Here is a 26,279-nt window from a genome sequence, read left to right on the forward strand (position 1 = left end):
CTCAATGATAAAATCCTTACTTTTATTCGTTCTGGCTGGATTAGCTGAGATCGGTGGCGGATATTTAATATGGCTTTGGATACGTGAGAAAAAACATATCTTCCTCGGCATAGCGGGCGGAATAATCCTTGTTTTATATGGGGTTATTCCTACCTTACAGGAGTATCCGAATTTTGGCAGAGTATATGCAGCCTATGGTGGAATCTTCATCATCTTGTCATTGCTCTGGGGTTGGGGTGTGGACAAGAAGAAGCCCGATTTCTATGACTGGCTAGGATCCTTTATTGCACTAGTAGGAGCAGCAATAATAATATGGACACCCAGGTAATAAGAGCCATGCCTCACCCTTGATAGAAGGCATGGCTTTTTATCTGGAACAACAGAAGTTAAACTCACGAACTTTACCAATTCAGCCATTACTCCTATACTGTCCATAATAATTTTCTACTTTTCACTTACTCCCCTCAAACATCGACACTAGGGAGACTAAACCTTCACACAAATTTCGATACTATCCCACACCAATTTTACGAACAAACCTCATATCCCTAAATTTATAATATTGAACCAGTACTTTATCTAGTCGCTCACTTGCAGCTATAACTTCAGGGTCCGCAAAACGTTTATTTCTTGCTATATTCCTTAGTTCATGCCGAAGAAGCTCAATCTTTTTTAATAATCTTTCAACATCAGACAACCAAAACACTTCTTTCCTTAGATTTTTAGGCATACAGGCCCACAAATCTTGGAAATTCGTCACAGACTATAAATATCCTTCACATAAATTCCGACATCATTTGCATAAGAATTTTCAAGAACTTTATGTAAAGTTCCAGATTAACTTAATGAAAAATCATTAGGACATACCTGCCAACAACTCTCGACTCCATTTTCCTTGACCTCCCATTACCCAAAACTCACATACTCTGGAACTTCACTCCTGGAGAATGTACCAGAATTTTTTACCGTTAGTAAAATAGAATAAAATAGCCTTTTTTACTTTTCGTGTGGTGGAAATTGATTTACAATAGTTCTAAATTGTAAATTAATTGGAGTAATAGGGGGTTTGAGGAATGGATTTTATGTTAGTGTTATCCTTTTTAGGCGTGGCAATATTTCTTACTTTGATGCCTGGTCCAGATATTTTATTTGTTATTGCCCAAAGTATTTCGCAAAATAAAAAGGCAGGCATAGCAACTTCATTAGGGCTTTGTACAGGATTAATGGTACATATAACCGCAGCAACCCTTGGTATTTCGGCAATGGTTTATCAATCTTCATTAGCTTTTTCGATAGTAAAATATATTGGAGCGGCTTACCTGTTATTTTTAGCATGGCAGTCTTTTAAGGAAAAGGATTCCTTTTTAATAGATAGTAGCCAGCAATCTCTAAATTATAAATCATTATATAAAAAAGGAATTTTGATGAATATTTTAAATCCCAAAGTATCATTATTCTTTTTAGCTTTATTGCCTCAATTTGTAGTTTCGACAGGCAGTCCCGTATCGGTACAAATGCTTATTTTGGGAATAATTTTTATGGTTCAAGCACTCGTTATTTTTATAATAGTCAGTACGTTTTCAGACAAAATACGATATGTATTATTACGTAAACCCGCTATAGCAAAAAGAGTAAACATAATAAAAGGCTCACTCCTTGGGTTTATTGGAGTACAAATTGCATTTAGTCAAAAATAAGCAACCTTTTACCTCAATAAAAAAATCCTTTCAAAAACTGAAAGGGTTTTTTTATTGAAGCGCTAGGAGTTACGCCTGCCTGCCATTTTAGAATTATATCTCTTACCTTCCCGTGATTCCTTTACTCTCTGAATTCCCGACCACGTCAGAATACATACGAAAAACCCACCGACCAAAGTAGCAGGAATAACTAAAAGTAAACCTTCCGGATTTTTATAGTCAGCATTCATTAAAGAATTTACTATAACTCCCAAAATAATTACCGCCCCTATCAATGCCGTGATCCCAATTACTTTACTGCCTGCCTTATTCAGCAGTTTAACATGTGGAGGTATATTCCCACCGACCCAGTAACCGGGGTTATATTGATTTTGGTTCCATTCAGCCAAATCATTAAGGTATTCGCTTGGGTGTGGCCTTGTTTCTATTCCATATGTATTTTGCAGCGCCGGTTCCTGCGGTAACTCAGAAACTAGGGCCACTTGGCAGACTGAGCATTCTTTGAAGCCCTCTCTGTATTCCGCTTTGCAGTTTGGACAGAACACCTAACCCCTCCCTTAAAACTCTATTCCTTCCTTATCAATTGCCAAAATGACCGAATAAAAGCCAAGCAATAAGAAGCAATCGTAAACTCTGCCAATAGGTAATCTCCTTCAGTCCGAAAATCTGTGGAATTGTCGTATTCCAAAGCCACTTGAAGACAACTGTTGCCACTACGACTATCAGTACTATTATTAAGAATAGGTTGGGCATCATTTTTAATAGTAAGGAGCCACTTGAAATATTCACACGCCACCTCCTCATGCTATTTATAAATATTTTAAATACAAGAATGTATTCTGGTACTATGTTCTTCCTAAATACAATTTTTCCTTGTTATAAAATTCGACTTCCTGTCGTCCCTCTCCTCAAACGCCCAAAGACCATCTTACTGTCACAATACCCCTGTGGCAACTCGCATAAAAATACCGCCCTTTCATCTGGGCGGTTTATTAGTATTGTTACCTTGTTTTTAGGCAAATCTCTATCAAATTTCGTATTTCCTTTTCGTTGTCCACAATAAGGAGGGTCTTTTTATCCACTGTAAAACTTTCCCCTGGTTAAAGTTGTAAACGACTTTATAAATAATATCACCTAAGAGCATTGCTGCCAGTGCATCTAACAATACATGCTGTTTTACAAAAAGTGTAGAGAGTATGATCAGTACCGCTATGCTACCAATGATAAAAATGTTTTTCCTATTCTTTATTTTACTGGTATTGATGGCGACCACCATTAAGTAACTGAGTAAGCAATGAATACTTGGAAAACAGTTAAACGGTTGGTCGTTTTTGTACACCCAAGTGACCATTTGCGTGAAAAAATCATTCCCCGCCAGTACTGGACGAGGTACCGTGGTTTGATAAAAAAAATAAATGAGATAACAGATGATTAGACTAATATTTACACTGGCCAAGGCATTATAATAGGTCTTTCGATCTCTAAAACATAGGTAAACCAATGTGGCAAAGATGAAAATGTACCAACTACTGTAAGGTAAAATAAAGATACTTAGAAAAGGTAAACTTCGGTCAATATCCGTAACCAGGCTGTGCACCCCACGATCCGGATTATTTAGCAACAGATAAAACACATTGAGGGCGGGGATAGATAGCATAAAGCTTAAATGCTTTACAGTATCCTTTATCTTGTTCATATTCATTCCTCATCCTTCTATATTCTGTACGTGTTTTACTATAAAGGATGATTCTTAATAAAAACTCTAGATATTTCTTAAAAAATTCTTAAACTAGGATTAGAAAATTATAATAGAGCTACTTTATCCACCAAAATAATTACGCACCCCCCAAAAAACTTCAGAATATTTACATGCTGGGCAATAATTCTTCCTGAGTATAGAACGTTTTTGCCTTCATTTTTATACTGTGCTGTATAAGGTAAGCTTCCTTTCTAGTATCTACTCATTAATTCTGATAAAATAGTGGATAAAAATGAAAACAGCCAAAATGGAGGAACGTATGTCAAAAAATATAGGGATTATTGACCTAGGCTCTAATTCGATCAGATTGATTATGATGCGAATTGAAGCTAATGGCTCCTATAAATTGTTGGATGAAATAAAAGAGACCGCCAGAATTGGGGAAAATATGGGGCCTGAACGGGTCATTAAACTTCCTGCTGTGGAACGGGCAGTTCAAACAATTAAACTTTTTCAGAAGTTTTGCCGGGCCAATAAAGCCGATAATGTTTATGGTGTCGGTACGGCTGCGGTTCGCACAGCTGCTAATGGCGTGGAAGTTTTGGAAACGATTATGCGGGAAACAGGTGTTTCCTTTAGAATCCTGGACAATGAAGAAGAGGCATATTACGACTATATAGGTGTAGTGAACAGCATGGATTTTAGCGATGCTTTAATCGTTGATATCGGTGGTGGCAGTACCGAGTTGATTCTTTGCCGCGACAGGAAATTCATTCATTGGACCAGCCTTCCTTTTGGGGCAGTGAATCTGACCGAGGAATTTCTTTTATCACCTTTGCCACAGCCCGATGAACTTAGGAGAATGGAGAAATATATCAAAAGTCAGTATGCCACCGTTCCTTGGTTGGAATCGGCAAAGGGACTGGAGATTATCGGTGTAGGTGGTACCATCAGAAATTTAGGCCGCGTCGACCGAAAACGAACTCGCTACAGTTTAAATGTTTTACACAATTACCGTATTCATAAAGAGCGGGCCAAAGAAATCTATCATAACCTACATGACACTACCATTGACGAAAGAAAAGCTACGCCGGGATTGTCTAAAGAACGGGCAGATATTATTATCGGTGGCTTTGCAGCGGCAGTCTCCTTAGTAGATTTTATCGGAGCCCCGGGTATTCGCATCAGTGGTGCCGGTCTGCGTGAGGGTGTTTTTTACGAGCACTTGTTCCGGGAGTGGCCCGAACCCATTGTTGATAATGTAACCGAGCATAGCGTGCAAAATTTTATGGATTTGCATCAGGTACGGCGACATCACGTCGAGCATGTAGCTAAGCTCTCGCTGTCACTGTTCGATCAACTAAGGACGCTTCATGGCTATGGCCTATGGGAACGAAAAATTTTGCGAGTCGCTGCCCTATTGCATGATGTAGGGAATGTGGTCAGTTACTATAATCACCACAAGCATACGATGTATGTACTGCTCAATTCCCGGCTAAATGGGTTATCCCACAGAGAATTGGTACTGGTAGCCCTTATTGCTGCCTGTCATGGGAAAATTGATCTTAAGTTTAAACTACAGCAGCATTCGGATGTGCTGTTTCCACAGGATGGTAACTTAGTTCGTTGTCTGGGTGTTTTGCTCCGCATGGCGGAAAATTTAGATCGAACTGAAGCCGGGGTTGTGCAGGATGTAGTTTGTACAATCAAAGAAAAAGAAGTGCAAATTGATTGTGTCTCTGTGGAAAATGCCGATTTAGAAATACGTGAACTTTATAAGAAAGTAACCAACTTTAATAAGGTATTTGGTACGAAATTTAAGTTTCCTAAAAAAGATACCCCATAAAACAGGTATAATGTAAAATACCACCACAGAAAATATAGCCATAGGAGAAATATAAGAACCATGGTCTGAATAAGATAGTGATAGAGAAGAGAAGTTGTTCCCAAGCAGTTGTGAATCGAGAGGAGTGAAAGCCTCTACATGTGGCTGGTTCTTGGTGTATTTCTAATCCTCGCCTGTTGTCTTAAACTTGTTTTATTTCCATTGCGGTAACATGCCGCAATTTTTTTATGAGGTGTATTTGGAAGGGATTTTGTATTGGGGAAAGAAATAATAAAGATACAAGCGGAACAACAAGTGAGGAATGATATGCATGATTTTTCGAGCTGCCAGTTTTAATATCAATTCTATCCGCAGTCGTAAAGAAATGCTGCTGAGGTGGTTAGAACAGAATCAACTGGACGTTATTTGCCTCCAGGAGACCAAAGTTAAGGATGAGGATTTTCCAATGGCAGATTTTAAAGAGGCTGGTTATCAAGCATTATTTAAAGGGCAAAAGTCCTATAACGGGGTTGCTATCTTTTCTCCCCACGAAGTGACACCCATAGACAGTAACCTGGGTGATGTGGCAGAAACAGGTGAGGCCAGATTAATTGCCGCATCCGTCAAAGGCGTAAATGTAATAAACACCTATATACCTCAGGGGCAGTCTCCGGATAGTGAGCGGTTTCAATATAAAATAAACTGGATTAAAGCCCTTCGAGACTACTTTGATAGCAATTTCGCTCCCGATCAACTGGTGCTTTGGATGGGTGATTTTAATGTAGCCCCGGAACCCATCGATGTGCATCACCCAGAAAAGATGCTCGGCAAAGTGGGGTTTCATCCCGCTGAACACCAGGCGTTACAGTATGTTAAGGACTGGGGTTTTCAAGATGTCTTTCGCCTACATCAACCAGAGGGGAAACAGTTTACCTTTTGGGATTACCGCATACCCAAGGTTTTGGAGAGAAACCTTGGCTGGCGCATTGATCACATCTGGGCCACCGAGCCTTTAGCAAAATGCTCCATCAAGTCGTGGATTGATATAGAGCCAAGATACCAACCGAAACCCTCCGATCATACTTTTATATTGGCAGAGTTTGCCTTACCAGAGTAGGAGATGGCTTATCGGGGAGTTGATACAAACATCAACAAGTATAAAAATAAGTTGAGATTGATGTTGACTTTTGCATACCCATTAGCTATAATAACATTTGTCGACAGGGGCAAGTCGCTCTAACGACAGACAGTTACAGTTCGGGGCGTAGCTCAGTTTGGGAGAGCGCTACCTTGGGGTGGTAGAGGTCGCAGGTTCAACTCCTGTCGCTCCGACCAGTAAAGACATGGTTTTCCGTCAAAGGAAAGCGATGTCTTTTTTTATACAGATTTGAAGGTGAATGAATATGAATTTAAGATTAGCTAAGAAAAACGATTTACATCAACTTAAAAAGATGTATAAAAAAATAATCGACAATATGAATAAAAACAACATACAGATTTGGGATGAAATTTATCCTTGCGAATTTTTCCAAGATGATATTAAAAATAAAAGACTTTATATAGTAACTAAGGATGACGACATAGTAGCCGCATTTGTTTTATGCGAATCAAATAACGGCGAAGATTATCTAAAATGGAAAAACACAAAAGAAAAGGCATTATATCTAGACCGTTTTGGGGTTAATGTGAAGTATTTAAGGCAAGGAATAGGCGGGTTAATGCTTAAAAATGCCATGGAACTGGCCAAACAGAAAAATGCTAAATATTTGCGGCTATTTGTTGTAGACATAAATAAACCAGCCATAAATTTATATTTAAAAAATGGATTTAAGCAGGTTGATGGAATCTATGAAGAAAGAATTGAGGATTTTGTTTTGCAGGAATATGGCTTTGAAATTGAACTATGAAAAATCGGGATATTTACAAATTCTAATTTGTTAGATCCATTAACAGCTATCCCGACCGAGGATAAAAATCTTTTTTACACGATTACTCCAGTAAAATCAAGGCTTTCGATTTCGCGAAAGCCTTGATTTTTTTCTTATGTTGTGCAACTCAATTTACCTGGCCACGATTAGGCCGGGCTGACTCCCGCCCCCTTCTAGAGCCTAAGTTCACCTGCTTCTGGACCTACTTTGATGACTTTAGGTCCTGGCCGATAATAACTGTCTGACAGGGGTTCCTTACTGGCAACTGCACCGTTCTCCTTAATAATTCTTTCTGCCTTCGCCCGAAATCCCGTATAGGCTGGAGACACCACAACCTCTTCACCGGGTTGCAATGTAGGGTCAATCTCTTTTAAGACATGATCCGCTTCGATAGTTTCAGTTACCCAACTGCGGATGGTGATATTCTTTTTCAAGGCTGCATCACCGTAAACCTGAACAGTTATGTGATTCTTAGCCACCACAGTTCTTAAGTAAACATGACAGGGAAGGGGATTTTTAAATTTAAAATCCAACTGATCCCAGGCCACCGCAGCATCACGCCCCAAGGGAACATAACTTATGGCTAAGGAATGGTTATGTCGTTCTACCGGACTCAGATTTGCCAGCAAAATGGAATTGTAAAGGGTCGTGGATACCTGACAAATTCCACCTCCCAAACCCTCCTCGAATTTGTTGGCCACAACAACCGCCGCCGGAAGGTAACCGGCCTGCTGACTTCGTTCTCCCACTATTTTATTAAAGGAGAATTCCTGACCCGGTGAGAGAATAGTCCCGTTGATCTTGCCGGCAGCAATTCTGATATTCGTGGTACGGTTACTATTTTTTTCATCAAAAGAGGTAGTAAACTCCCCTAGCTTGCCATTGATCCCCATACTCTCGATATCTGCCAGGGTTTTGGTTGCCTTAATTTCATTTATTGATAGGGGTATTTGCAACTCCGGTTGACTTAAATCCATCTGCATTAAGTCTGTTTCGATTTGTTTACTATTTACTATAAGCCCGGTTTGATCAGGAAGTATCACTATCTGACCGTGATCATCGACAAAAAACTTAGCATCAATGGCAGGGCGTTCAATCGCTTGTGCAATAGGAGTCAGCATCGATGTTATTTGGGACTTGTCTATGGTAATGGACAAATTAATGTTTTTCTCCACTGGTTGAAGATAAGTTTTAATGCGCCACACCAGGGAATCACTATTTTCCATAGCCTGGTTAACCATATCTTCTACATTTATTACAAAACCTAACTCCTTTAAAGGCTTAGACCAAGTTTGCCCCTGATAGGTGAAAGATACTTTTTTATTGAGTAGATCCTGTTCAATTTCCTTTATCCTTTGCCGTGCCTGCTCCTTTTCCAGATTAGATAAATCTACCCCCTGAACAAATACTCCAGCGGGCACTTTGGTGGCCTCCGCAGGCTGCATTTTGAAAACTAAGCCATACGATAGTACACCCGTTAATAAAATCATGATACCAAAGAAAAATAGCCAGGGGGAAATCTTCACCCTCACAAACCTTGGCACGTTAAAACCTTCTTTCATTTTTGATAGATTAGTTAGTTCATCTCTTAAGACGCAGAAAAATACAAAAGGTTGCATACCCTTTTTAAAATCGACAATATAAATTTTCGAAAGTAATTGGTGCATCTTTAAATAATGGTAAGGGGTAATTAGGACATTCGGAAAGCAATAAAGCAAAGACAAATAGCAAAAGAGGGACAGAAATTATTCTTGTCCCTCTTTTGCTATTTGTTTTTACTATTTTCTACTCTACTGAATAGTAGGTTCTTCACTTAGCCGGAAGGTTGTGGACATCTGTTCAAGTTCAGCCGCCATCGTTGAAAAACCCTCGGCCATAGAGGCGATTTCTTCCATAATAGAGTTCTGCTCTTGAATGGTATCTACAACATTAGATAATCCTCCAGACATTTGATCCGAAGCCGCTGCCACTTCACGAATTTGGCTTTCAACAACTTCCACCGATTGAATAATGGAATGCAGCACAGATCCTACCTGCAAGGCTACTTGGCTGCCACTTGCTACTTCTTTTTCACCAGCACCCGCTGCCCCTACTGCACGGGTAGACTCTTCCTGTACCGTGGCAATCAACACTTTTATTTCTCCCGCAGCAGTTGCTGATCTTTCCGCTAGTTTTCCAACCTCCTCAGCGACTACGGCAAACCCCTTTCCGTGATCACCAGCACGAGCTGCTTCAATAGCGGCATTCAGAGCCAATAGATTGGTCTGTTCCGCTATTTCTGTAATTAAATCAACAATTTGAAATACTTGTTGGGAAGTGCTGTTTAATTTTCCTATAGCTTGTCCGACTTCCTTCGTTGAGGCAGTAATTTGATTCATTTGATAGTGGATGTTGTCTATGGCTGCCTGCCCCTCTTTCGCTTGCTGGCTAGTTGTTTCAGCCATCCTTGAAACGTTTCGCGTATTTCCCGTTACTTGCTGAATGGTACTGGCTATTTGCTGCATAGCTACCGCTGATGTCGCAGCAATGGAAGAAGCTTGTTGAATGGTGGACGCTAGTTGCTGGGCATTGGATGCTACCAGATTGGATTTATCTTTTAATTCCAGCAGAATTCCTCTGAGGAATTCTGTCATCTTATTAAAAGCTTTGGCTAGCACCATAAATTCATCTGTACTCTTAACCCATACCTTCTCGCTAGATAAATCTCCCTCAGCAACCCGGCTCACTTGTTTGGTAAGATCTTTAATGGGTTGGCTAATACTCTTGATGATGATAATGGCTGCTAACAAACTAACTAAAAGCAAAGAAATAATGCCGATCACAACATATTTTTGGATTTCCAGAAAAATGATATTGTTTCTTTGTTTTCCTTTGGCAAGCTGATCATCCATGAAGAATACAATGGCATTACCTGCCTGCACTACTCCTTCTATACTTCCTTTACCCCTGTTTAAAAAATCTTCTATTTGCTGATAACCGGACAGCTTATCTGACATCTGAATGGTCTGTTGTTTTAACGCTACAGCCTGATCTGCATAAACTTGAAAAGCTTGGAATGCTTTTACCAAAGTGTTTACGTAATTTTTACCTTCGGGAACCGTAATGCTCTGGTTCAGCTCATTAATAACTCCCTGTACGCTCTGCATTTCTTCTTGATAGCGAAGTATGTAATTGGGATCGCCGGTTAACATATATCCTCTTAAATCCAAGGCTGCCTGCTCAAATTTAATTAAAGTGGCTTGTGTTTGGTTCATTATCTTAACTTCAGATTCAATTAACTGGTTATAAGATGTATTAACTCGCTCCAGCATAGAGAGAATGCCCAAACCCCCAGCCATGGTTAAAAGTAATATAATACCAAAGCCAAGCAACAGCTTATAGCGAATTAAAAACATCCTATTGGCTTTGTTTTTTAGCAACATATCGTAGCCCCCCAGATAATTGGTAATTTTTATTATTATAGTCCTTGAAACAAGATTTCACAATATAATTGTCTAATTTTTCTATCACATTATAAACCTAATAACTGTTTAATTCATTGGTCATTTACATTGTAAAAAGACCGCCGTTACCATAACAGCGGTCAATTCACGACTCTTTACATTAATTCTAGACCTTCTTCGTTGCTAAGTCTTCCGCTGCCACATAAAGATAATACGAAAGACCCGTCTGTTGGGCTTCAAGCATATTGCGATGAAATTCATCATGCAAAAAGAATTTTGCCTGTGCCGCAAAACTTGCCGCAGTGGTAACATGTCCTTGCTTATTTAAGGAATGAATGTGACGCTCAATAAGATTCTGTACCTTCTGATCGTCAAACCTTACTCCCTCCCTTAATGCATTAGCCATTCTTACCATAAAATGCATGGCATCCTGTGCGGATTGATTCATTGATGCCACATCAATTGGGTTCTCTTCAATTAAGTCATAGTTATACTTCGCTTTCAAGTACTGGGTCTGCTCAGACAAAGCTTCCTTCCATTCTTGTTCAGTTCCGAATCCGTTAAACATTGCCTTTTTGTCCATCATTACTCCTTCCGCGGTGCACCGGATTGATTCATCAATTGTCTGAACTAAACGCTCCAGCCTTTGCATACGAGAAAATAGGAGTTGTTTCTGACAGGCCAAGATTGATAATCGTTCCGGCTCTCCATCTAATAATTTTTTTATTTCTTTCAAGGGAAAGTCTAGCTCACGATAAAATAAGATTTGTTGTAAACGTTCCAGCTCTTTTTCTCCATACAAACGGTATCCCGCATCACTAACACAACATGGTAACAAGAGACCTATCCTGTGATAATGATGCATGGTTTTTACTGTCACCTTTGCTAATTCAGAAATCTCCTTCACCGTATAAAGCACTTAACTTCACCTCTTTTATGATTCTAAGGGCTCCTGTTAGGGTAGAGTCAACCCTAGCTAAGCTTTCTTTGCTTACCTGAAGAAAATTCATAATCAATACTTTCAGACAATCTCATGATTACTAGGGTTACCATGGATTCATTTTTTGATTTTGAAATAATCGATTAGCGGGTTAATTTCTCTAAAAGTAAACAAATCCGGGGTTCAGAAACCCTAACCCGGAATTTCTTTTTTGTATCAGATATATAACTAGCCTCTTTAAAAAAATGACAAACTTTTTCGAAAACTCTGGTAGGATAATTAGGGCATGATGGAGAATAACTGCGAAAGATATCCGAAGGAGATCTTAGGGGAGGTTGTCAAAAAATGATCACAGTTGGTATTGTAGGTGGAGGTCGGGGTGGCTTAGCTATGCTGCGTCTAATGTCTTCACTTGCTGATATATCCTTAATCGGTATTGCAGATATTAATGAGAATGCACCTGCTTTAATCGCCGCTAAGGAATCTGGCATTCCTATCTTTCTTGATTTTAAAAAACTCCTGCAGGTTCCTAACTTAGATGTGGTCTTAGATGTTACAGGAAACGCCACTGTTAACCAAGCTTTAATGGAGCATAAGCAAGAGCATACCCATCTGGCAGATGCCATTGTGTCCAAATTAATGTATACTGTAGCCCGGGGGCAGGAAGAAACTGCTCAGGAATTAAGAGTCCAGGCCCAGCAATTGGCAACCATGGCCGAAGAATTGAATGTAACTGTACAGAGTGTCCCTGCTGCTATTGATGCAGTCACCCAGGTGCTGGGTAGTCATTGTGAAAAATTAAATTCTGCTGTAAGCGGGGCAGAGAAGCATATTAAAGATACCGATGAAGTCATTGAATTTATTAAAAAAGTAGCTGATCAGACTAAACTATTAGGGCTTAACGCTGCCATTGAAGCAGCACGAGCAGGAAATCATGGGCGCGGTTTTGGTGTAGTAGCCAATGAAGTACGCAAATTAGCAGAGGACAGTGTTGTTTCAGCTAAAAAGATCAGCACTATTCTTGCTAATATTGAAGAATCCATGAAAACTATTATTGAAGGGGTTGAAGAGACCTCCAGCATTGCCCAAATGCAAACCAATACCACAGAACAGGTCGGTACAGCCGTTAACCAACTCGGCCAGATGGCTGATGAAATGAAGGAGTTTGCAGGAAAGTTGGCAAATTTCGGCAATTAGATACATGGAGCACCTTGAACTGACATCAAGGTGCTTTTTTGGATAAAACCTGTATGATTAGATATACTACCTTTTATGAAAAAGGTATCTAATACTCTCACCCTAGCACTTTTTCTATTGCTCCTGTTGCTCTTCCCTCTCCCTGGGGAAACGGCAAACTTAGAGCAGAACAAAACCAATATTTTGTGTATTTGGACAGACAGAGACAATCTAAAGGCAGTCACGATTATGAGTATTGATTCTGCTACAGGGAAAATTGGTATTTTAAGTGTGCCTATTTTTGCCCATTTGGAAGGAGTCGGCCCACAGCAGGCAACCGTGGAACTTGTCTGGAACAGGGAAGGAAGAACCGGCTTAACCAAACGCTTGGAAAGTGCCTTACGAACCAGGATTGATGGCCATATTTCTTTTGACCAACCCGTCATAGAAAGGGCCAGTAATTTGATAGGTGCTATTGAGCTTGAAGGAACTCAGATCACCATCTTACAGGCCTTTGAAGACACTCGGTTGGAGAAACGTAAAAATGACCAAGATATCTTGCGAACCATGGCCGCTACGATTGTTTCTCCATCAGGAATTAAAAAAATACCCCGGTTGTTATGGATATTTACTTCCGAAGTGAATACAGACATCCGCCCCGATCTAATGCTCGGTATCTACCGGGCTATTAGCCATGAGGGACCCACGATCTTAACCAAAAAGGCCTTACGAGGCAAAGACTATTATCGCGATGGCTACCGCTACCGTTATGTGGAACCAATCACCTGGAAAAACATCATGAGTGAATTAAGTGCTTAGGTCATGGCTATTAACATTCCTAGTAAAAGACTCATAAAACCGCCACCCGATAAAAGTAACCATTTCTTCCGATCCGTTTTAACCGCCTGTAGTTGTTTCAGAAATAAACCTAGAATACCTATCAATAGTAAACTAACGCCGGATACAACAAAGAAAAAACTCACTGCAAGCATAACATACCCCTTACTTTTTCATTGCGCTTTCAGATTTACATTATATCTCAAAATCAAAAAATCTTCACCTGGTTATGCCTTGGTGAAGATTTTTATTGGCTTATTCAATTGATCTTACCTAGCGGAGGCTTGCAGACGCTCATAAATCTCCTTTGCTGCTTGATCGCTTCTTAAATTACAGGCCATTTCCAGGAGCATCTTTTCATTTAACAGGGTGGAGTGCCCTTCCGGAAAAGCAATACAATATTTACTGGTACCTGGTACTGGAGATACTGATAAATTTATTTCACGGAATCTCTTGATGGCTTCTATCAGGTTGATTTGGTACTTCATCCCTGTTCACCTCCTTTTTTCCCTTTGTTTTATTTTAGTCGATTGCCGCCATAATGTGAATACTTTCTCAATCAAAAAATAGTACTTTTTTTCTCCAATCAAAGGGGTCTATCTTCTCCATCATAGCTGGCACCAGGGATGGCCCGTATTTCAAGAGGTAGGGAAAAATATTGTACATTCTCTCCTGCCACTCACCCTGGGGATGCAGCATCTGATTCAGCTTCTGAAATTGTCCCAAAGCTGTTTGATGCTTCTTACGGTGACGCTGCTGCACTTTATCTTCAAAGGAATCCACCAGCTTGAGCAGCCGTTTTAAATGCTCCTTACCCAAAGCCGATAACTCGGGATCTATTTTTGTGACTTCATTCACAACAATGTTGTGATTTTGACTTACCATCTGCCGAAAGTTCTTAAATATACTTTCTACCCCAACCCCGTCCATTTCTTTTAGATAACTCTCCGCATAATCCGCCACACCCGTAGTAACTAGCTCTAACGGCACTTGATATCTCTCTATTAGCTTTTGCACCAGAGGCTCCACCAGGGTAATGTTTGGCCGTGGATAAATAATCGGCATACGCAGGTTAAATAATGTAAAAATCCGCCCTAACATGGCATAATAACTTATCTCTCCGGGCCCTGCCACATAGACTAACACCGGCAACAATATTTCTTGCACCAGCGGTCGCAGTACCACATCTGGGCTAAAGGATTCCGGGCTGGTCCTAGCCAGTTCAACAAGTTGTTCTTTATCCCCGATAATACTCCCCTGACGATCTGTGATAACCCCCTGTCTTTGATACAGTGTAGTCCTTTGTTGATTACGATAATAAAACAAGTGCAGCTTATCCTTTTCTCCCTGTATCTGGGGAGCAAAACCAGCCCCCTTCACCTCTGCACTGGCTACGTCCAATAGCTCGGCAGTTTTGGGGGCTGTCTCCACAGCCTGTTTAAAAATTTGTCCTGATAATTTTCGCACCTGCGGCTCCACAGGATTTATCAAGACCAAGCCCCATGCCTTAAATAAAAAGGTCATTAAGCGACCAAACCACTCAGCCAAGTTTTCCGATGCCATGGCAGTTTCCTTTAGTAAAGAAAGTCCTTCCTGTTGCCATCCCATGGGAGGTGTTAATGCCGCCAATTGTTCAAAGAAACTTGTAATATCCTTTGGTACCGGCAAGTGGCCGACAGAGTACCGACCTTCCGGTTTGTCCTGAACCCCAATTTTTTGCGGCCCCTTAGCGGTGGGGACAAAAATATGGTTGATTTCTGCAAAGTCATGATCGTCTGAGCCAATCCAAAAAACCGGCACTACGGGACGCTTGTGCCGCTGGGAAAGCTCCGTAGCCAAACGGATTGTCCCCATAGCCTTATAAACGGTGTATAAGGGACCGGTCAGGATACCTGCCTGTTGGCCGGTTACTACCGCCACTGCACCGCCGGATGCTAAAAGCTCAATATTTTCCAAGGTCTTATGGCCACAGCCTAGTTGCCGATTAAATTCTTGCAGATGAGCTGCCAAGGATGGTGCAATGGCACATCTTTGCTCTAGCAAATAATGAAAACGCTCCTCAAAATCCTTTTGCTGTTGAGGATGATAGGTAAAAAAACGGCTTACCCTCGAAAAATCATTGAGATAGGCATTCGCCAATGGTTGAGGGTAATTAGGTGCCAAGGTTGCAATACGCAAAAAAACTCCTCCAAGCTTGCATTTTTACATTCTTATTCTCTGTTCCGGCATAGTAATCCTGCGTCCCTAGTGTCTGCCACCCCGATTGGTAAAGACAGCCATAATTCCACCAATAAACAAGGCAGAATAGAGAAAACCTGTCACCGATACCACAATAGTGATAAACACAGCAAAGCTTCCCCGGGGAGTGATATCCCCATATCCCACACTGGTAAAGGTAATCACCGTGAAATATAAAAGTCTTAAGGGTTCCGTTACCGGACCAATACCATCTACAAAGGAATACGGGTCGGTTCCCGAAACCAGAAGTACCATGGTAAATAAGTTAAACAGGATGATTAATAACCAAGATATGATCATAAGAATTGGCAGAAATCGGCTATCCAAATAATTAAAGACAGTTCCGGGTGTCCTTAGGCAGAGAATAATTCCACGGAAGATCTGGTAAAAACTTAAAATCAACCCCGACAGCATAATTCCTTGCACCAATGATCCCGGGGTATAATCATGTATGAAAAAAATATATAAGACAGGTACTAAAACGGAGTAAATGACAATACGAAAAATTCTTGATTCCAATACATAGTCGAAGAGATATTTTTGAGTAATATATAAAACCGGTGACATCATGATGGAAACACAAATCAGAGAACCTATCGTGGTCAAGATGCTTAACCCCACCAGACCAGATAACCCCAACTGAATTTTTTGATACCAATAATAAAAGGACAAAATTAAGCCATAGCCCAATAAAAATACCAGCAAAAATACTGGCATTTGGGTAATGGAAAACAAGGGGTACTTTAATAACCGGAAAAGGTACTCCAGAAATCCTATCCTAGGCAAAGACATTTTTGGCCTCAAGCGATTTTTAACCTGGATAGGACCTAAGGAATGAATAAAAAGTAACAACGTTCCCAGGAGAACAAATAAGATTCCCAAGCTATTGATCATCTCTGGCAGATACACATACCTTCCTCCTTGAGCCCTTTTCTTTATCATATTCTAAGGAGGACAAGTTAGAATTTAAAAAGCAAACGGGAGTATCGCCAAAAAGTAGCAACACTCCCTTGTTAGTTTCCATTTATTGCGACCGCAATTCTTTTTCTTATCTTCCTCAACCGCCGGAAGCACAGCCTTCTGGCTTGGCAGAGGCGGCACAAGAAGCACTATCGGCAGGTTTACCCACGGAACTGGGCAGGAAGGGAGCAGAGATTTTTTTCTCTACCTGCTCACTGGCACATACCGGGCACTTTACTTGGTTTTCCCTGCCGGCAAGTTGCAATTTTTCAAATACCTTGCCACAGGCTTTACAGGCAAATTCATAGATAGGCATATTATCACCTCACATAAATGTCGTTAACGAAGTTTATGTTATTCGACATATTAATTTAAAATCCTGCCAAAATTGCCAAAGCCACTAGCTAGTATTGCCAAAAGCTGGGCATAAAAAATCCACAGCCGTGTCTAAAAACGCTGTGGATTGCTCCTTTTACTTACGGTATTTTCTAATGAGCCGTTCCAGATCATCCAAAAAATCCTTCATGTTTTCCGGGTTTGCTTTGATCACTCGCTCCAATTTATCCTTGACATGCATGGTTTCCATCACCGGTGGAAACTCTTCTTGGGTAGTTGGCAGTGGATAGTTAGGATTGGGATTGGAATAATTAGGATTGCTATAATTCAGGGGAATATCTGTAGTATATTGTTCCTCCGTGGCATGCACCGGCTGGGTGCTAAATTCGGGAGGGGTCCCAGCAGCTAAAGAATACATGGAGGCTTGAAAATTACGCATTTCTCCCCGGATAACAGAAAGAGAATTACGGGTTGCCTCTAAAATGCCGGCTACCATCTCTAGATGTTGTTCCATAGCAGGGTTCTTTTGGCTTAGCATCGTTAGACCAAATAGAGCCATTCTGGGATCATCAATCGGCGGAAGTCTAAACATATCTTTACTCCTTTCAGAAGGTCTTTTTTCCATCATACGTAAATAAACACTAATGCGTCACAGATTTTACCATGAAAATGATCAATCCACTGCTTTTTGATAAATCCTAAACACTTTTTTCTCAGAATTTCCCACAGCACTGGTAATAATGCTATTCATCTCTTTATTACCAGCCATAATTAAGGACAGCTCTGCTCGGCGGTAACCCTTCTTATAAGCCAGTTGCACGGCTCGGTCTATTAATAAAGCCACTATACCCCGACGTCGATATTCAGGAATAACCCCCAGTACCCCCACCCGTAGATTTCTGCTCCTAGGAACTTGGAACAGGGGGAAAAAATCGGACCTACGGGTCGCCCGCAGTTGAGGACCTGTATCAGGCATCATGAGGCACACGCCCACTGCTTCACCATTTACTTCACAATAAAACAACAATTCAGGGTCGGCATAAGTCCTTAGACCCGACAAAAAGGCAGCCGCTTCTTCTTGGTTCATAGGCACAAATCCCCATTGATTGGTCATTGTTTTATTATGCAGTTCGGCAAATCGCTGTCCCTCCCTCCAGGGATCATTAAGATTAATGGTTCGCCATCTGATACCAGGAATTCTGGCCGCTCTCCTGGCAACGGCCTTTAATGTTGCCGCTCTTTTGATTTGACCGTCCCACAGATAGGAATATAGATCGAGTAAGGGAGAACAACCATTAGCCTCCAGTAGTTCTCCATAATAGGGTGGGTTGTAGGGCATATAGGCCTGGGGTGGGATCTGAAAACCCTCTACCAAAAGTCCCACCTGCTGGGAGGTATTCATGGTTACAGGACCCTGCATTTGTTTTTTTCCTTTGTTTTTTAAATCAGAGGCCGCCGCTCGGAGTAATTCTTGGACCACCTGAGAACGATTCACTGCTTCAAAGCAACCAAATAGGCCCACCCGCTGATCGGGCAGCAGATCATCGGTGATGGCTGCAATCCTGCCTACAGGTACGCCCTTTTCCAGGGCAAGAAAACATTCATAACGAACATGTCGCAAAATCGGATTGGTCTGCATTTGAAACAACTGCTGCCCTTTCCCTGGCAAGGGTGTCCACAACGGATCACGACGATAAATTTGCTGTGGCAGATCAAGAAAAAGACGCCACTCTTTGGGCTTCGATACCTTAACAATTTCTACCAAAGTAAACCCCTCCACATAATTTGTTCCCTATATTATGTTTGAAGGAACCTAAGGGTGCTCATTGAAATTATGCCTGGTTGACTTGACAGTACTACTAGAAGGTGGATATAATTGTGCTAATGGAATAGAGGCTATGATGGAGCAAGTAAAAACCAATTAACCTGACAGAGAGTGGGATTCGTCGGCTGGGAGATCCCTCGGGTAATGGATTTTGAAACCCACTCCGGAGCTGTTCGGGATTTGAACCGAACCGGCAGCCCCCGATACCGGGCAGCAAGTGAATGCATTTTTTGGGAATGCATTAATAAAGGTGGTACCACGAAAGCTACCCTTTCGTCCTTTGGGACGAAAGGGTTTTGTTTTTTCATAAGGAGGCTGCAGTCATGGAAAATTACAAAAGAATGGTCATCAAGATAGGCAGCAGTAGCCTGACAGATCGGCAAGGTCTATTGGATGAATCGCGCATGTCAGCTTTAACCAAAGCCATAGCAAAACTAGTTCAGGAAGGTTGGCAGCCAATATTGGTTTCCTCTGGAGCGGTGGCAGCCGGGTTAGGGCATCTGGGGTGGAGCCGGGCACACCTAACCATGCCGGAAAGGCAAGCAGCCGCCTCCGTGGGGCAGGGATTGCTGATGGAAAAATACAATGAACTTTTTAGTAAACAACACCTTCACGTGGGTCAAATTCTCTTGACCAAGGAGGATTTAGCAGATCGCAAGCGTTACCTTAATGCCCGCAATACTTTAAATGTATTGTTAGATCGGGAAATCCTACCTATCGTCAACGAAAATGATACGGTAGCCTTTGCAGAAATTCGTTTTGGGGATAATGATACCTTAAGTGCTCTGGTGGCAGGTTTGGTAGATGCCGAACTCTTGATTATTCTGACGGATATAGACGGTCTTTACAGTGGGGACCCCCGAAAAGACCCTACGGCGGAGCTTATACCCGTGGTGCAGCAAATTGATGAATCAATTTTACAAACAGCAGGTGGCAGCGGCAGCCCCGTAGGCACCGGCGGTATGCGCACTAAATTAGCGGCAGCCCGCATTGCCGCCCGCAGCGGATTACGAACCGTGGTGGCCAGCGGCCAAGACCCCTCTATCATTCAAACCATTGCAGCTGGAGAGCAAGTAGGTACCAGTTTTGAACCCTCGGCAAAGGTTCTTAAGAGTCGGAAGCAATGGATTGCCTTTAACAGTATTGCCCGGGGTACTTTGTTGATTGATCAAGGGGCTGTTCAAGCCATCACCACAGATAATAAAAGCCTGCTGGCGGTGGGTGTCAAACAAGTAAAGGGGAATTTCCCCACCGGCAGCGTAGTGTCTGTAGTGGACGAAAAGGGCACTGAATTAGCCAAAGGAATCACCAGTTTATCAGCAGCCGATTTACGTCTGATTATAGATAAACCCCGCCGGGGATTAGAAGTTATTAATCGAGATTGGTTGGTCTGTGAAAGGAGTTGGCTCACATGTCAGTAGTGAAGGAACTGGCCAGCAAGGCCAAGGGTGCTTCGAGAATTTTAGCCGGTCTGGACACGACTGCTAAAAATAACGCCTTAGAAGCAGTGGCAAAACAGTTATTGACAGACCAGGTCAGCATTTTACAAGCAAATGAGCTGGATTTACAAAATGGTAAAGAGGCCGGTCTTAGCTCCTCTCTATTGGACCGTCTGGCTTTACATGAAAATCGGATTCAAGATATGGTAGAGGGGCTTCGCCAAGTGGCAGAACTGCCAGATCCGGTGGGCGAGGTAATGGAATCCTGGACGAGATCCAATGGTTTACAAATTGATAAGGTTAGGGTTCCCATGGGCGTAGTGGGCATGGTTTACGAAGCCCGACCAAACGTCACCGTAGATACCTTTGCCCTCTGCCTTAAGGCAGGTAGTGCTGTACTCCTGCGGGGCAGCGCCAACGCCCTCAACAGTAACCGAGCGTTGGTAGCTTCCATTAAAAAAGGGCTTTCGGCAACTGTCGTACCCACTGAGGTGGTGCAGTTTGTGGATAGCGAAGATCGAAAAGACGTGGATGCCATGCTCCGTCTTAACGGTCTCCTTGATTTGGTCATCCCCCGTGGGGGAGCAGGACTGATCCGTCGGGTGGTGGAAACCGCCACTGTGCCGGTTATTGAAACCGGCGTGGGCAACTGTCACCTCTTTGTAGATCAAGCCGCCGATACCTCGATGGCTTTAGAGATATTGTTAAATGCCAAATGCCAACGTTACGGTGTCTGCAATGCTGCCGAATCACTGCTGGTGCACCGGTCCGTCGCCTCTGGCTGGTTACCCACCGCCGTCTCAGAACTACAGGCTCGGGGTGTGGAAATTCGTGGTTGTCCGGCCGTGCTAAAGCTGATTCCTGGTTTAAAACCTGCTTCTGAAGAAGATTGGGCTACAGAATTTCTAGCTCCGGTTCTTTCTATTAAAGTTGTAGAAAATCTGCAGGAAGCACTATCTCATATACAGACCTACGGAACGGGTCATTCGGAAAGTATTATTACCGAGGATCAGGAGGCTGCTGAAAAATTCCTGCGCCAGGTGGATGCAGCGGCTGTTTACCATAACGCCTCCACCCGCTTTACAGATGGTTTTCAGTATGGCTTTGGTGCCGAGATTGGCATTAGCACTCAGAAATTACATGCCAGAGGACCCATGGGGTTAAGAGAATTGACCAGTTATAAGTATGTGGTCAGAGGAACCGGCCAGGTACGTTCTTAATACTAATCCGCATTTAATTAGTTCCCATAAAGCGGATTAGTAGATACTATTTTCCTCTGTCGCGGACAAATATTTGTCCGCATTTTAAAATTAAAAATAGTATAAATAAGGAGGGTAAAAAATGTTAGATGGTAAAACCTTTTTCTTCATCGGTGCCGGTAATATCTGCGAATCCATGATTAAGGGACTGCTTTCCGCCGGCATTGTTCGCCCCGGTGAAGTCCGGGTGGCCAACCGCAGTAACCAAGATCGTTTAACTTTTTTAAGGAATTATTACGGCATTGTGCCGGTGCAAGATAAAAAAGCTGTTGCCTCTCAGTCTGATGTAATCATATTTGCCATGAAGCCCCAGGATGTTTTTACCGCTTTGTCAGAGTTGACCGGCAGTATTGGCAAAAATCAACTGATTATCTCCGTGTTAGCGGGCGTTCCCACTGCTCTCATTGAGGAAGGTTTATCCTGTGAAGCTGCCGTAGTGCGAGCCATGCCCAATACCTCCTGTGCGGTATTGGAATCGGCCACCGGTATCAGCGGAGGGCGGTATGCCACCCCAGATAAGTTAGCCATGGCTGAGGAAATCTTCCGTCTGATGGGCGAAGTGGTGGTGCTGGAAGAAAATTTGCTGGATGCGGTAACCGGTCTTTCTGGCAGCGGCCCAGCCTATATCTACTATCTGGTAGAGGCCATGGAAAAAGCCGGCGAAGCTGCAGGTATCCCCAGAGAGCTAGCCCGTCCCCTGGTATTAAAAACCTTGCTGGGCGCCACCAAAATGCTCCTTGAGACCGGCGAACAGCCGGAAGTACTGCGCCAGCAGGTAACCTCACCCAACGGCACCACCATGGCCGGAATTAATGAACTGAATAAAGGGAATTTCCAACCGGTTATCCGCAAAGCTATTTTAAGGGCCACCCAACGCTCTAAAGAACTGGGCAAAGTCATTGTCGAGCGGCAAGTAGTCACCAGTAATTAACAAGAAAGTTATGGTTTAAAGACTTCATCTCCTTCACACCCTATAGCAAGGGGGTGAGCTAGATGGAAGATAAAACAACCAAGGAACTGAAGGAGCTCAGACAGGTTATTTATAAACGCCAAGAAGAAATTAAAGCTCCCACAGACTACGGCGAAGGCGGTGTCTATGTTCCTAAAGGTTCCAATGGCTGACCCTAACAACCAAAAATCCCCGCAATTGCGGGGATTTGTTTTTTTATAGGTAATAGTGTTTTGCTGCTTCTAGATCGTCCAGTCTAAATTTGTTATGCAATGCCTTGACAGCCTTTTCGGTATCAGCTCTCTTAATTACACAGGAAACCTTGATTTCCGAAGTGGTAATCATTTCCAGGTTAATCCCCTCGTCTGCCAGGGCTTCGAACATATCCGCTGCCACGCCTGGGTGAGAAATCATACCGGCACCTACAATGGAGACCTTGGCTACATCTTCATCGTGAGTGTATCCTTTAAAACCGACTTCCGCCTGAATATCCTCGATCGTTTGGAGGGCTTTTCTCAGATCGTCCTGGGTTATGGTAAAACCGATATCATTCATATTGTTGCGCATGGCACTTTGGATAATCATATCCACGTTAATTCTCTGGGAGGACAAAGCCTTAAAGATTTTCTTGGCAACACCTGGTTCGTCCGGAACATCAAACAAACCAATTTTAGCTACATTATAATCATGGGCAACTCCACTGACCACTGGTGCATTTTCCATATTCGGAGCCTCCTCAACAATAGTTCCTTCATTATGATTAAAACTAGTACGAACATGCAAGGGTATGCCATATTGCTTAGCCAGTTCCACAGAGCGGGGGTGTAATACTTGAGCACCCAGGCTGGCCAATTCCAGCATTTCATCATAGGAGATATGTGAAAGCTTACTGGCTTCCGACACCACCCTAGGATCGGCAGTATAAACACCGTCTACATCGGTGAAGATTTCACAGACATCCGCCTTAAGCGCTGCTGCTAAGGCCACTGCAGTGGTATCGGAACCACCCCGGCCCAAGGTGGTGATATCATTATTGGGATTAATCCCCTGAAAACCAGCCACGACAACTACTCGGTTCTCATTAAGCTCTGCCTGCACTCGTTCGGTTTCTATTTTTAAAATCTTCGCCTTGGTATGTACTTCATCAGTATAAATACCTACCTGGGCCCCGGTAAGGGAGATAACATCAGAGCCTAGGTCGCGAATGGCCATTGACAAAAGAGCAATGGAGATTTGTTCTCCCGTAGAAAGGAGCATATCCATCTCCCGTTCTGATGGGTTGTTTGTAACCTGCTTGGCCAGGGAAATTAGGTCATCGGTAGTATCACCCATGGCCGAAACGGCAACCACCACTTGATTGCCTTTTTGATGTTCCTCTACCACTCGTCTGGCCACCCGCTTGATACGTTCGGGGTCACCCACCGAGCTGCCACCAAATTTTTTCACTACCAGCATTCTGCATCCTGCCTCTCTAATTCTGTAGTTCTTTATCTATATAAAATATTAAATCACAAAATTACTGCTCCATCAACTATGGGTTTTAAGTTCTTGGTCTGACAAATTACCCCGGCCTCAAGAAAAGTCTTCTCCATCACCCCAGCTACTTCCTTCTGGAAATTATGGGTGAAGGCAATGACTGTGGGACCTGCACCACTAAGCATAACACTTAAGGCCCCGGCCCGATTGGCGTTCTCAATAACTTGCACCAAACCAGGTACCAACGGGGCCCGATGAGGTTGATGCAACACATCCTGGGCTGCCACCGTTAATAAATCCAGTCTTTTTTGACAGAGAGCCCCTACCATTAGTGCGGATCGACTTAGATTAAAAATTGCATCTTGCAGACTAACCTGGCGGGGTAAAACCTCCCTGGCCGCCTGGGTGGATAATTCGAAATCCGGAATGGCAACCACAGTGCTTAATTCTTCTGGTGGGTCAATTCTTAGGTAGTGCACTTTCCCTTCGGATACCACGGAAATAACAATTCCGCCTAACAAAGCAGGGGCTACATTGTCGGGGTGTCCTTCCATTTCCGTGGCCAACGCCAGCAATGTATCCTGGGACAATTTATTCCCTGCCAGGTTGTTGGCCGCTACCAACCCACCGACAATGGCGGCAGCACTGCTGCCCAAACCTCGGGAGGTGGGAATTTGGTTGACCAATTTAATCGCTATACCCGGCATCGGCTGGCCCAATTCCGTAAATACCCGTCGGGCTGCCTGCCATACAATGTTTTCTTCATCCCGCTTTATTTCATTGGCCCCTTGCCCCTCCACTTCAATGGTGGTGGAGGGTGCAAAGGACATATAAATCTGATTATAAAGGTCTAGAGCCATACCCAAACAATCAAAACCGGGTCCCAGGTTGGCCGTGGTAGCAGGTACACTGACAATTACTTGTTGATTACTCTGCACGTTATTCTTCTCCTTCTACCCTTATAACATTGGCAATTTCCAGTACAGAGGAAAGCTGCTTAATATCCATTAAAGCATCCGTGACATTTTGCTCCAATACCCGATGAGTCACCAATACAACTTCCGCGGTTTTGCCCGTTGCTTCTTTCTGAATAACCGATTTAAGGCTAACTTCCTTGTTACCAAAAACCAGCGCAATGGAAGCTAACACGCCGGGCTTATCGGCCACTTGCAACCGAATATAATACTTGCTATGAGTTTCCCCAATGTCCAAGACAGGTTTTTCTTCAAAACAGGTGCAACCAATAATCCCGGGTACATCTCTGATGATGTCCCGAGCTGCATCCATGATATCTGCCACCACAGCACTGGCAGTGGGTAATTCCCCGGCACCCTTACCATAAAACATAGTATCCCCAACAGCATTACCCCGCACAAAGACGGCATTAAACACATCTCCCACGGCAGCCAAGGGGTGGTTTTTCGGTATAAAGGTGGGGTGAACCCGTACCTCAACACCCTCCTGCCGCTCTTTGGCGATTCCTAATAATTTAATAACATACCCTAATTCGTTGGCATAGGCAATATCATCAGCCGTAATTTTTGTAATTCCCTCAGTATATACTTGATGTAAGGGAATCCTGCTATTAAAGGCAATGGATGCCAGAATCGCAATTTTACGAGCCGCATCATGACCTCCAACATCAGCCGTAGGATCAGCTTCAGCATACCCCTTCGCCTGAGCCTCTTGCAACACTTCCTGAAAGTCCGAGCCATCCTGGGTCATTTTCGTTAGCATATAGTTAGTTGTTCCATTAATAATACCAAATACTTCTTCAATGTGGTTACCCGCCAGGCTCTGTTTCAGTGTCCGAATGATGGGAATACCGCCTGCTACACTGGCCTCAAATAACAAATCACAGTTATTTTTCTGAGCAGCCGCAAATAATCTCTGCCCATGTTCCGCTACCATATCCTTGTTGGCAGTAACTACACTCTTGCCCTGATTTAATGCTTCCAGTACATAATCCAGCGTAGGATGAATTCCTCCTAAAACCTCTACCACAATATTAATTTCCGGGTCTGAGGTAATATCTGCCAGATCTGTGGTTAAAACTCCTTCGGGAATGACGATTCCTCTATCTTTACCCAAGCTCTTGACCAGGATTTTTTTAACTTCCAATTTAACCCCAGCGCGTTTTTCAATGCTTTCTTGATTTTCCTGCAGTATGCGATATACGCCGCGGCCTACGGTGCCTAAACCTAAGAGGCCGATTTTAATAACCCGCTCCATGCTAATCTTCCTTTCCCGTT

General features: G+C 42.8%; 27 protein-coding genes, 1 tRNA gene and 1 other annotated feature. Of the genes, 12 read left to right on the forward strand and 16 right to left on the reverse strand.

The annotated features are described in order from the left end of the window. Nucleotides 1-4 precede the first annotated feature (4 nt). Nucleotides 5-328: a YnfA family protein gene (locus BUA78_RS09430; RefSeq protein WP_072913683.1), complete on the forward strand. Its 324-nt coding sequence runs from the start codon at nt 5-7 to the stop codon at nt 326-328. Between the two features lie 183 nt (nt 329-511). Here the strand turns inward: BUA78_RS09430 and BUA78_RS09435 are convergent, their stop codons facing one another. Further along, nucleotides 512-697 (reverse strand): aspartyl-phosphate phosphatase Spo0E family protein, encoded by a 186-nt coding sequence (locus tag BUA78_RS09435; RefSeq protein WP_139257313.1) that lies wholly within the window; start codon nt 695-697, stop codon nt 512-514. Between the two features lie 376 nt (nt 698-1,073). Here BUA78_RS09435 and BUA78_RS09440 point away from each other — a divergent pair, with 376 nt between their 5' ends. Beyond that, entirely contained in the window at nt 1,074-1,697 is a 624-nt protein-coding gene (locus BUA78_RS09440) for a LysE family translocator (RefSeq protein ID WP_072913689.1), read from the forward strand. 62 nt (nt 1,698-1,759) lie between these two features. Here BUA78_RS09440 and BUA78_RS09445 read toward each other — a convergent pair whose 3' ends face one another. Both BUA78_RS09445 and BUA78_RS09455 read right to left on the reverse strand, forming a co-directional pair. Further along, nucleotides 1,760-2,242 (reverse strand): hypothetical protein, encoded by a 483-nt coding sequence (locus BUA78_RS09445; protein ID WP_072913691.1) that lies wholly within the window; start codon nt 2,240-2,242, stop codon nt 1,760-1,762. Between the two features lie 482 nt (nt 2,243-2,724). Beyond that, nucleotides 2,725-3,393 (reverse strand): phosphatase PAP2 family protein, encoded by a 669-nt coding sequence (locus BUA78_RS09455; protein ID WP_072913877.1) that lies wholly within the window; start codon nt 3,391-3,393, stop codon nt 2,725-2,727. A 322-nt stretch (nt 3,394-3,715) separates the two neighbouring features. On the opposite strand from BUA78_RS09455, the gene BUA78_RS09460 reads away from it, so the two are divergent. From BUA78_RS09460 to BUA78_RS09475, 4 genes are all read left to right on the forward strand, one after another. Then, on the forward strand, nt 3,716-5,242 hold the full coding sequence (locus BUA78_RS09460) for a Ppx/GppA phosphatase family protein (RefSeq protein ID WP_072913880.1): 1,527 nt from the start codon (nt 3,716-3,718) through the stop codon (nt 5,240-5,242). A 310-nt stretch (nt 5,243-5,552) separates the two neighbouring features. Beyond that, nucleotides 5,553-6,338 carry an exodeoxyribonuclease III gene (gene xth, locus BUA78_RS09465; RefSeq protein ID WP_072913694.1) on the forward strand — a complete coding sequence of 262 codons (786 nt, stop codon included), beginning with the start codon at nt 5,553-5,555 and terminating at the stop codon, nt 6,336-6,338. 141 nt (nt 6,339-6,479) lie between these two features. Next, nucleotides 6,480-6,556: transfer RNA gene (locus BUA78_RS09470), tRNA-Pro, on the forward strand. Nucleotides 6,557-6,624: 68 nt separating this feature from the next. Further along, nucleotides 6,625-7,128 carry a GNAT family N-acetyltransferase gene (locus tag BUA78_RS09475; protein ID WP_072913696.1) on the forward strand — a complete coding sequence of 168 codons (504 nt, stop codon included), beginning with the start codon at nt 6,625-6,627 and terminating at the stop codon, nt 7,126-7,128. A gap of 194 nt (nt 7,129-7,322) precedes the next feature. Here the strand turns inward: BUA78_RS09475 and BUA78_RS09480 are convergent, their stop codons facing one another. The 3 genes from BUA78_RS09480 to BUA78_RS09490 form a co-directional block, all read right to left on the reverse strand. After that, the gene (locus tag BUA78_RS09480; RefSeq protein WP_238456782.1) at nt 7,323-8,693 is read right to left on the reverse strand and encodes a VanW family protein; all 1,371 of its coding nucleotides are present in this window, start codon (nt 8,691-8,693) and stop codon (nt 7,323-7,325) included. Between the two features lie 246 nt (nt 8,694-8,939). Beyond that, nucleotides 8,940-10,571, reverse strand: a complete 1,632-nt coding sequence (locus BUA78_RS09485) for a methyl-accepting chemotaxis protein (protein ID WP_072913697.1) — start codon at nt 10,569-10,571, stop codon at nt 8,940-8,942. A gap of 187 nt (nt 10,572-10,758) precedes the next feature. Then, nucleotides 10,759-11,511 carry a MerR family transcriptional regulator gene (locus tag BUA78_RS09490; RefSeq protein ID WP_072913700.1) on the reverse strand — a complete coding sequence of 251 codons (753 nt, stop codon included), beginning with the start codon at nt 11,509-11,511 and terminating at the stop codon, nt 10,759-10,761. A gap of 366 nt (nt 11,512-11,877) precedes the next feature. On the opposite strand from BUA78_RS09490, the gene BUA78_RS20860 reads away from it, so the two are divergent. Both BUA78_RS20860 and BUA78_RS09500 read left to right on the forward strand, forming a co-directional pair. Beyond that, entirely contained in the window at nt 11,878-12,729 is an 852-nt protein-coding gene (locus tag BUA78_RS20860) for a methyl-accepting chemotaxis protein (protein WP_072913703.1), read from the forward strand. A gap of 228 nt (nt 12,730-12,957) precedes the next feature. After that, a complete protein-coding gene (locus tag BUA78_RS09500; RefSeq protein ID WP_238456783.1) occupies nt 12,958-13,527 on the forward strand; it encodes an LCP family protein in 570 nt (189 codons plus the stop codon). On the opposite strand, the gene BUA78_RS20220 is transcribed toward BUA78_RS09500, so the two are convergent. From BUA78_RS20220 to BUA78_RS09530, 7 genes are all read right to left on the reverse strand, one after another. Beyond that, nucleotides 13,524-13,700, reverse strand: a complete 177-nt coding sequence (locus BUA78_RS20220; RefSeq protein ID WP_175548997.1) for a hypothetical protein — start codon at nt 13,698-13,700, stop codon at nt 13,524-13,526. The genes BUA78_RS09500 and BUA78_RS20220 overlap by 4 nt on opposite strands. A 114-nt stretch (nt 13,701-13,814) precedes the next feature. Beyond that, on the reverse strand, nt 13,815-14,033 hold the full coding sequence (locus tag BUA78_RS09505) for an NEDD8-activating enzyme E1 regulatory subunit (RefSeq protein WP_072913707.1): 219 nt from the start codon (nt 14,031-14,033) through the stop codon (nt 13,815-13,817). A gap of 67 nt (nt 14,034-14,100) precedes the next feature. Continuing rightward, nucleotides 14,101-15,723: a bacillithiol biosynthesis cysteine-adding enzyme BshC gene (gene bshC, locus BUA78_RS09510; protein WP_072913709.1), complete on the reverse strand. Its 1,623-nt coding sequence runs from the start codon at nt 15,721-15,723 to the stop codon at nt 14,101-14,103. A gap of 66 nt (nt 15,724-15,789) precedes the next feature. Further along, the gene (locus BUA78_RS09515) at nt 15,790-16,692 is read right to left on the reverse strand and encodes a potassium channel family protein (RefSeq protein WP_238456784.1); all 903 of its coding nucleotides are present in this window, start codon (nt 16,690-16,692) and stop codon (nt 15,790-15,792) included. Nucleotides 16,693-16,840: 148 nt separating this feature from the next. Then, nucleotides 16,841-17,059: an FmdB family zinc ribbon protein gene (locus BUA78_RS09520; protein ID WP_072913713.1), complete on the reverse strand. Its 219-nt coding sequence runs from the start codon at nt 17,057-17,059 to the stop codon at nt 16,841-16,843. Between the two features lie 156 nt (nt 17,060-17,215). Next, nucleotides 17,216-17,671, reverse strand: a complete 456-nt coding sequence (locus tag BUA78_RS09525) for a hypothetical protein (protein WP_072913715.1) — start codon at nt 17,669-17,671, stop codon at nt 17,216-17,218. An 81-nt stretch (nt 17,672-17,752) separates the two neighbouring features. Then, nucleotides 17,753-18,844, reverse strand: coding sequence for a GNAT family N-acetyltransferase (locus tag BUA78_RS09530; RefSeq protein ID WP_072913721.1), 1,092 nt, complete (start codon nt 18,842-18,844; stop codon nt 17,753-17,755). Between the two features lie 124 nt (nt 18,845-18,968). Then, nucleotides 18,969-19,188 (forward strand) — a binding site (T-box leader). A 39-nt stretch (nt 19,189-19,227) separates the two neighbouring features. Here BUA78_RS09530 and proB point away from each other — a divergent pair. From proB to BUA78_RS20865, 4 genes are all read left to right on the forward strand, one after another. After that, nucleotides 19,228-20,325 (forward strand): glutamate 5-kinase, encoded by a 1,098-nt coding sequence (proB, locus tag BUA78_RS09535; protein ID WP_072913725.1) that lies wholly within the window; start codon nt 19,228-19,230, stop codon nt 20,323-20,325. Beyond that, entirely contained in the window at nt 20,316-21,563 is a 1,248-nt protein-coding gene (locus tag BUA78_RS09540; protein ID WP_072913728.1) for a glutamate-5-semialdehyde dehydrogenase, read from the forward strand. The genes proB and BUA78_RS09540 overlap by 10 nt, the downstream gene beginning before the upstream one ends. Before the next feature lie 121 nt (nt 21,564-21,684). Then, complete coding sequence (gene proC / locus BUA78_RS09545; protein WP_072913730.1) at nt 21,685-22,533, forward strand: pyrroline-5-carboxylate reductase; 849 nt, start codon at nt 21,685-21,687, stop codon at nt 22,531-22,533. A gap of 62 nt (nt 22,534-22,595) precedes the next feature. Then, nucleotides 22,596-22,724: a hypothetical protein gene (locus BUA78_RS20865; RefSeq protein WP_274377389.1), complete on the forward strand. Its 129-nt coding sequence runs from the start codon at nt 22,596-22,598 to the stop codon at nt 22,722-22,724. A 43-nt stretch (nt 22,725-22,767) separates the two neighbouring features. On the opposite strand, the gene BUA78_RS09550 is transcribed toward BUA78_RS20865, so the two are convergent. The 3 genes from BUA78_RS09550 to BUA78_RS09560 are packed head-to-tail and all read right to left on the reverse strand — an operon-like array spanning nt 22,768 to nt 26,259. After that, the gene (locus tag BUA78_RS09550) at nt 22,768-24,006 is read right to left on the reverse strand and encodes an aspartate kinase (RefSeq protein ID WP_072913732.1); all 1,239 of its coding nucleotides are present in this window, start codon (nt 24,004-24,006) and stop codon (nt 22,768-22,770) included. A gap of 53 nt (nt 24,007-24,059) precedes the next feature. Then, a complete protein-coding gene (gene thrB / locus BUA78_RS09555) occupies nt 24,060-24,965 on the reverse strand; it encodes a homoserine kinase (RefSeq protein WP_072913735.1) in 906 nt (301 codons plus the stop codon). A 1-nt stretch (nt 24,966) separates the two neighbouring features. Further along, nucleotides 24,967-26,259, reverse strand: a complete 1,293-nt coding sequence (locus BUA78_RS09560; RefSeq protein WP_072913737.1) for a homoserine dehydrogenase — start codon at nt 26,257-26,259, stop codon at nt 24,967-24,969. Nucleotides 26,260-26,279: the final 20 nt, after the last annotated feature.

Source organism: Desulforamulus aeronauticus DSM 10349 (assembly GCF_900142375.1).
GTDB lineage: Bacteria > Bacillota > Desulfotomaculia > Desulfotomaculales > Desulfotomaculaceae > Desulfotomaculum > Desulfotomaculum aeronauticum.

Excerpts from the sequence above, each read along its gene's own strand:
- BUA78_RS09430 (WP_072913683.1), top strand. The coding sequence starts at position 5 with ATGATAAAATCCTTACTTTTATTCGTTCTGGCTGGATTAGCTGAGATC.
- BUA78_RS09440 (WP_072913689.1), top strand. The coding sequence starts at position 1,074 with ATGGATTTTATGTTAGTGTTATCCTTTTTAGGCGTGGCAATATTTCTT.
- BUA78_RS09455 (WP_072913877.1), bottom strand. The coding sequence starts at position 3,393 with ATGAACAAGATAAAGGATACTGTAAAGCATTTAAGCTTTATGCTATCT.
- BUA78_RS09460 (WP_072913880.1), top strand. The coding sequence starts at position 3,716 with ATGTCAAAAAATATAGGGATTATTGACCTAGGCTCTAATTCGATCAGA.
- xth (WP_072913694.1), top strand. The coding sequence starts at position 5,553 with ATGATTTTTCGAGCTGCCAGTTTTAATATCAATTCTATCCGCAGTCGT.
- BUA78_RS09475 (WP_072913696.1), top strand. The coding sequence starts at position 6,625 with ATGAATTTAAGATTAGCTAAGAAAAACGATTTACATCAACTTAAAAAG.
- BUA78_RS09485 (WP_072913697.1), bottom strand. The coding sequence starts at position 10,571 with ATGTTGCTAAAAAACAAAGCCAATAGGATGTTTTTAATTCGCTATAAG.
- BUA78_RS20860 (WP_072913703.1), top strand. The coding sequence starts at position 11,878 with ATGATCACAGTTGGTATTGTAGGTGGAGGTCGGGGTGGCTTAGCTATG.
- BUA78_RS09500 (WP_238456783.1), top strand. The coding sequence starts at position 12,958 with ATGAGTATTGATTCTGCTACAGGGAAAATTGGTATTTTAAGTGTGCCT.
- BUA78_RS20220 (WP_175548997.1), bottom strand. The coding sequence starts at position 13,700 with ATGCTTGCAGTGAGTTTTTTCTTTGTTGTATCCGGCGTTAGTTTACTA.
- BUA78_RS09505 (WP_072913707.1), bottom strand. The coding sequence starts at position 14,033 with ATGAAGTACCAAATCAACCTGATAGAAGCCATCAAGAGATTCCGTGAA.
- BUA78_RS09520 (WP_072913713.1), bottom strand. The coding sequence starts at position 17,059 with ATGCCTATCTATGAATTTGCCTGTAAAGCCTGTGGCAAGGTATTTGAA.
- BUA78_RS09525 (WP_072913715.1), bottom strand. The coding sequence starts at position 17,671 with ATGTTTAGACTTCCGCCGATTGATGATCCCAGAATGGCTCTATTTGGT.
- proB (WP_072913725.1), top strand. The coding sequence starts at position 19,228 with ATGGAAAATTACAAAAGAATGGTCATCAAGATAGGCAGCAGTAGCCTG.
- BUA78_RS09540 (WP_072913728.1), top strand. The coding sequence starts at position 20,316 with ATGTCAGTAGTGAAGGAACTGGCCAGCAAGGCCAAGGGTGCTTCGAGA.
- proC (WP_072913730.1), top strand. The coding sequence starts at position 21,685 with ATGTTAGATGGTAAAACCTTTTTCTTCATCGGTGCCGGTAATATCTGC.
- BUA78_RS20865 (WP_274377389.1), top strand. The coding sequence starts at position 22,596 with ATGGAAGATAAAACAACCAAGGAACTGAAGGAGCTCAGACAGGTTATT.
- BUA78_RS09550 (WP_072913732.1), bottom strand. The coding sequence starts at position 24,006 with ATGCTGGTAGTGAAAAAATTTGGTGGCAGCTCGGTGGGTGACCCCGAA.
- BUA78_RS09560 (WP_072913737.1), bottom strand. The coding sequence starts at position 26,259 with ATGGAGCGGGTTATTAAAATCGGCCTCTTAGGTTTAGGCACCGTAGGC.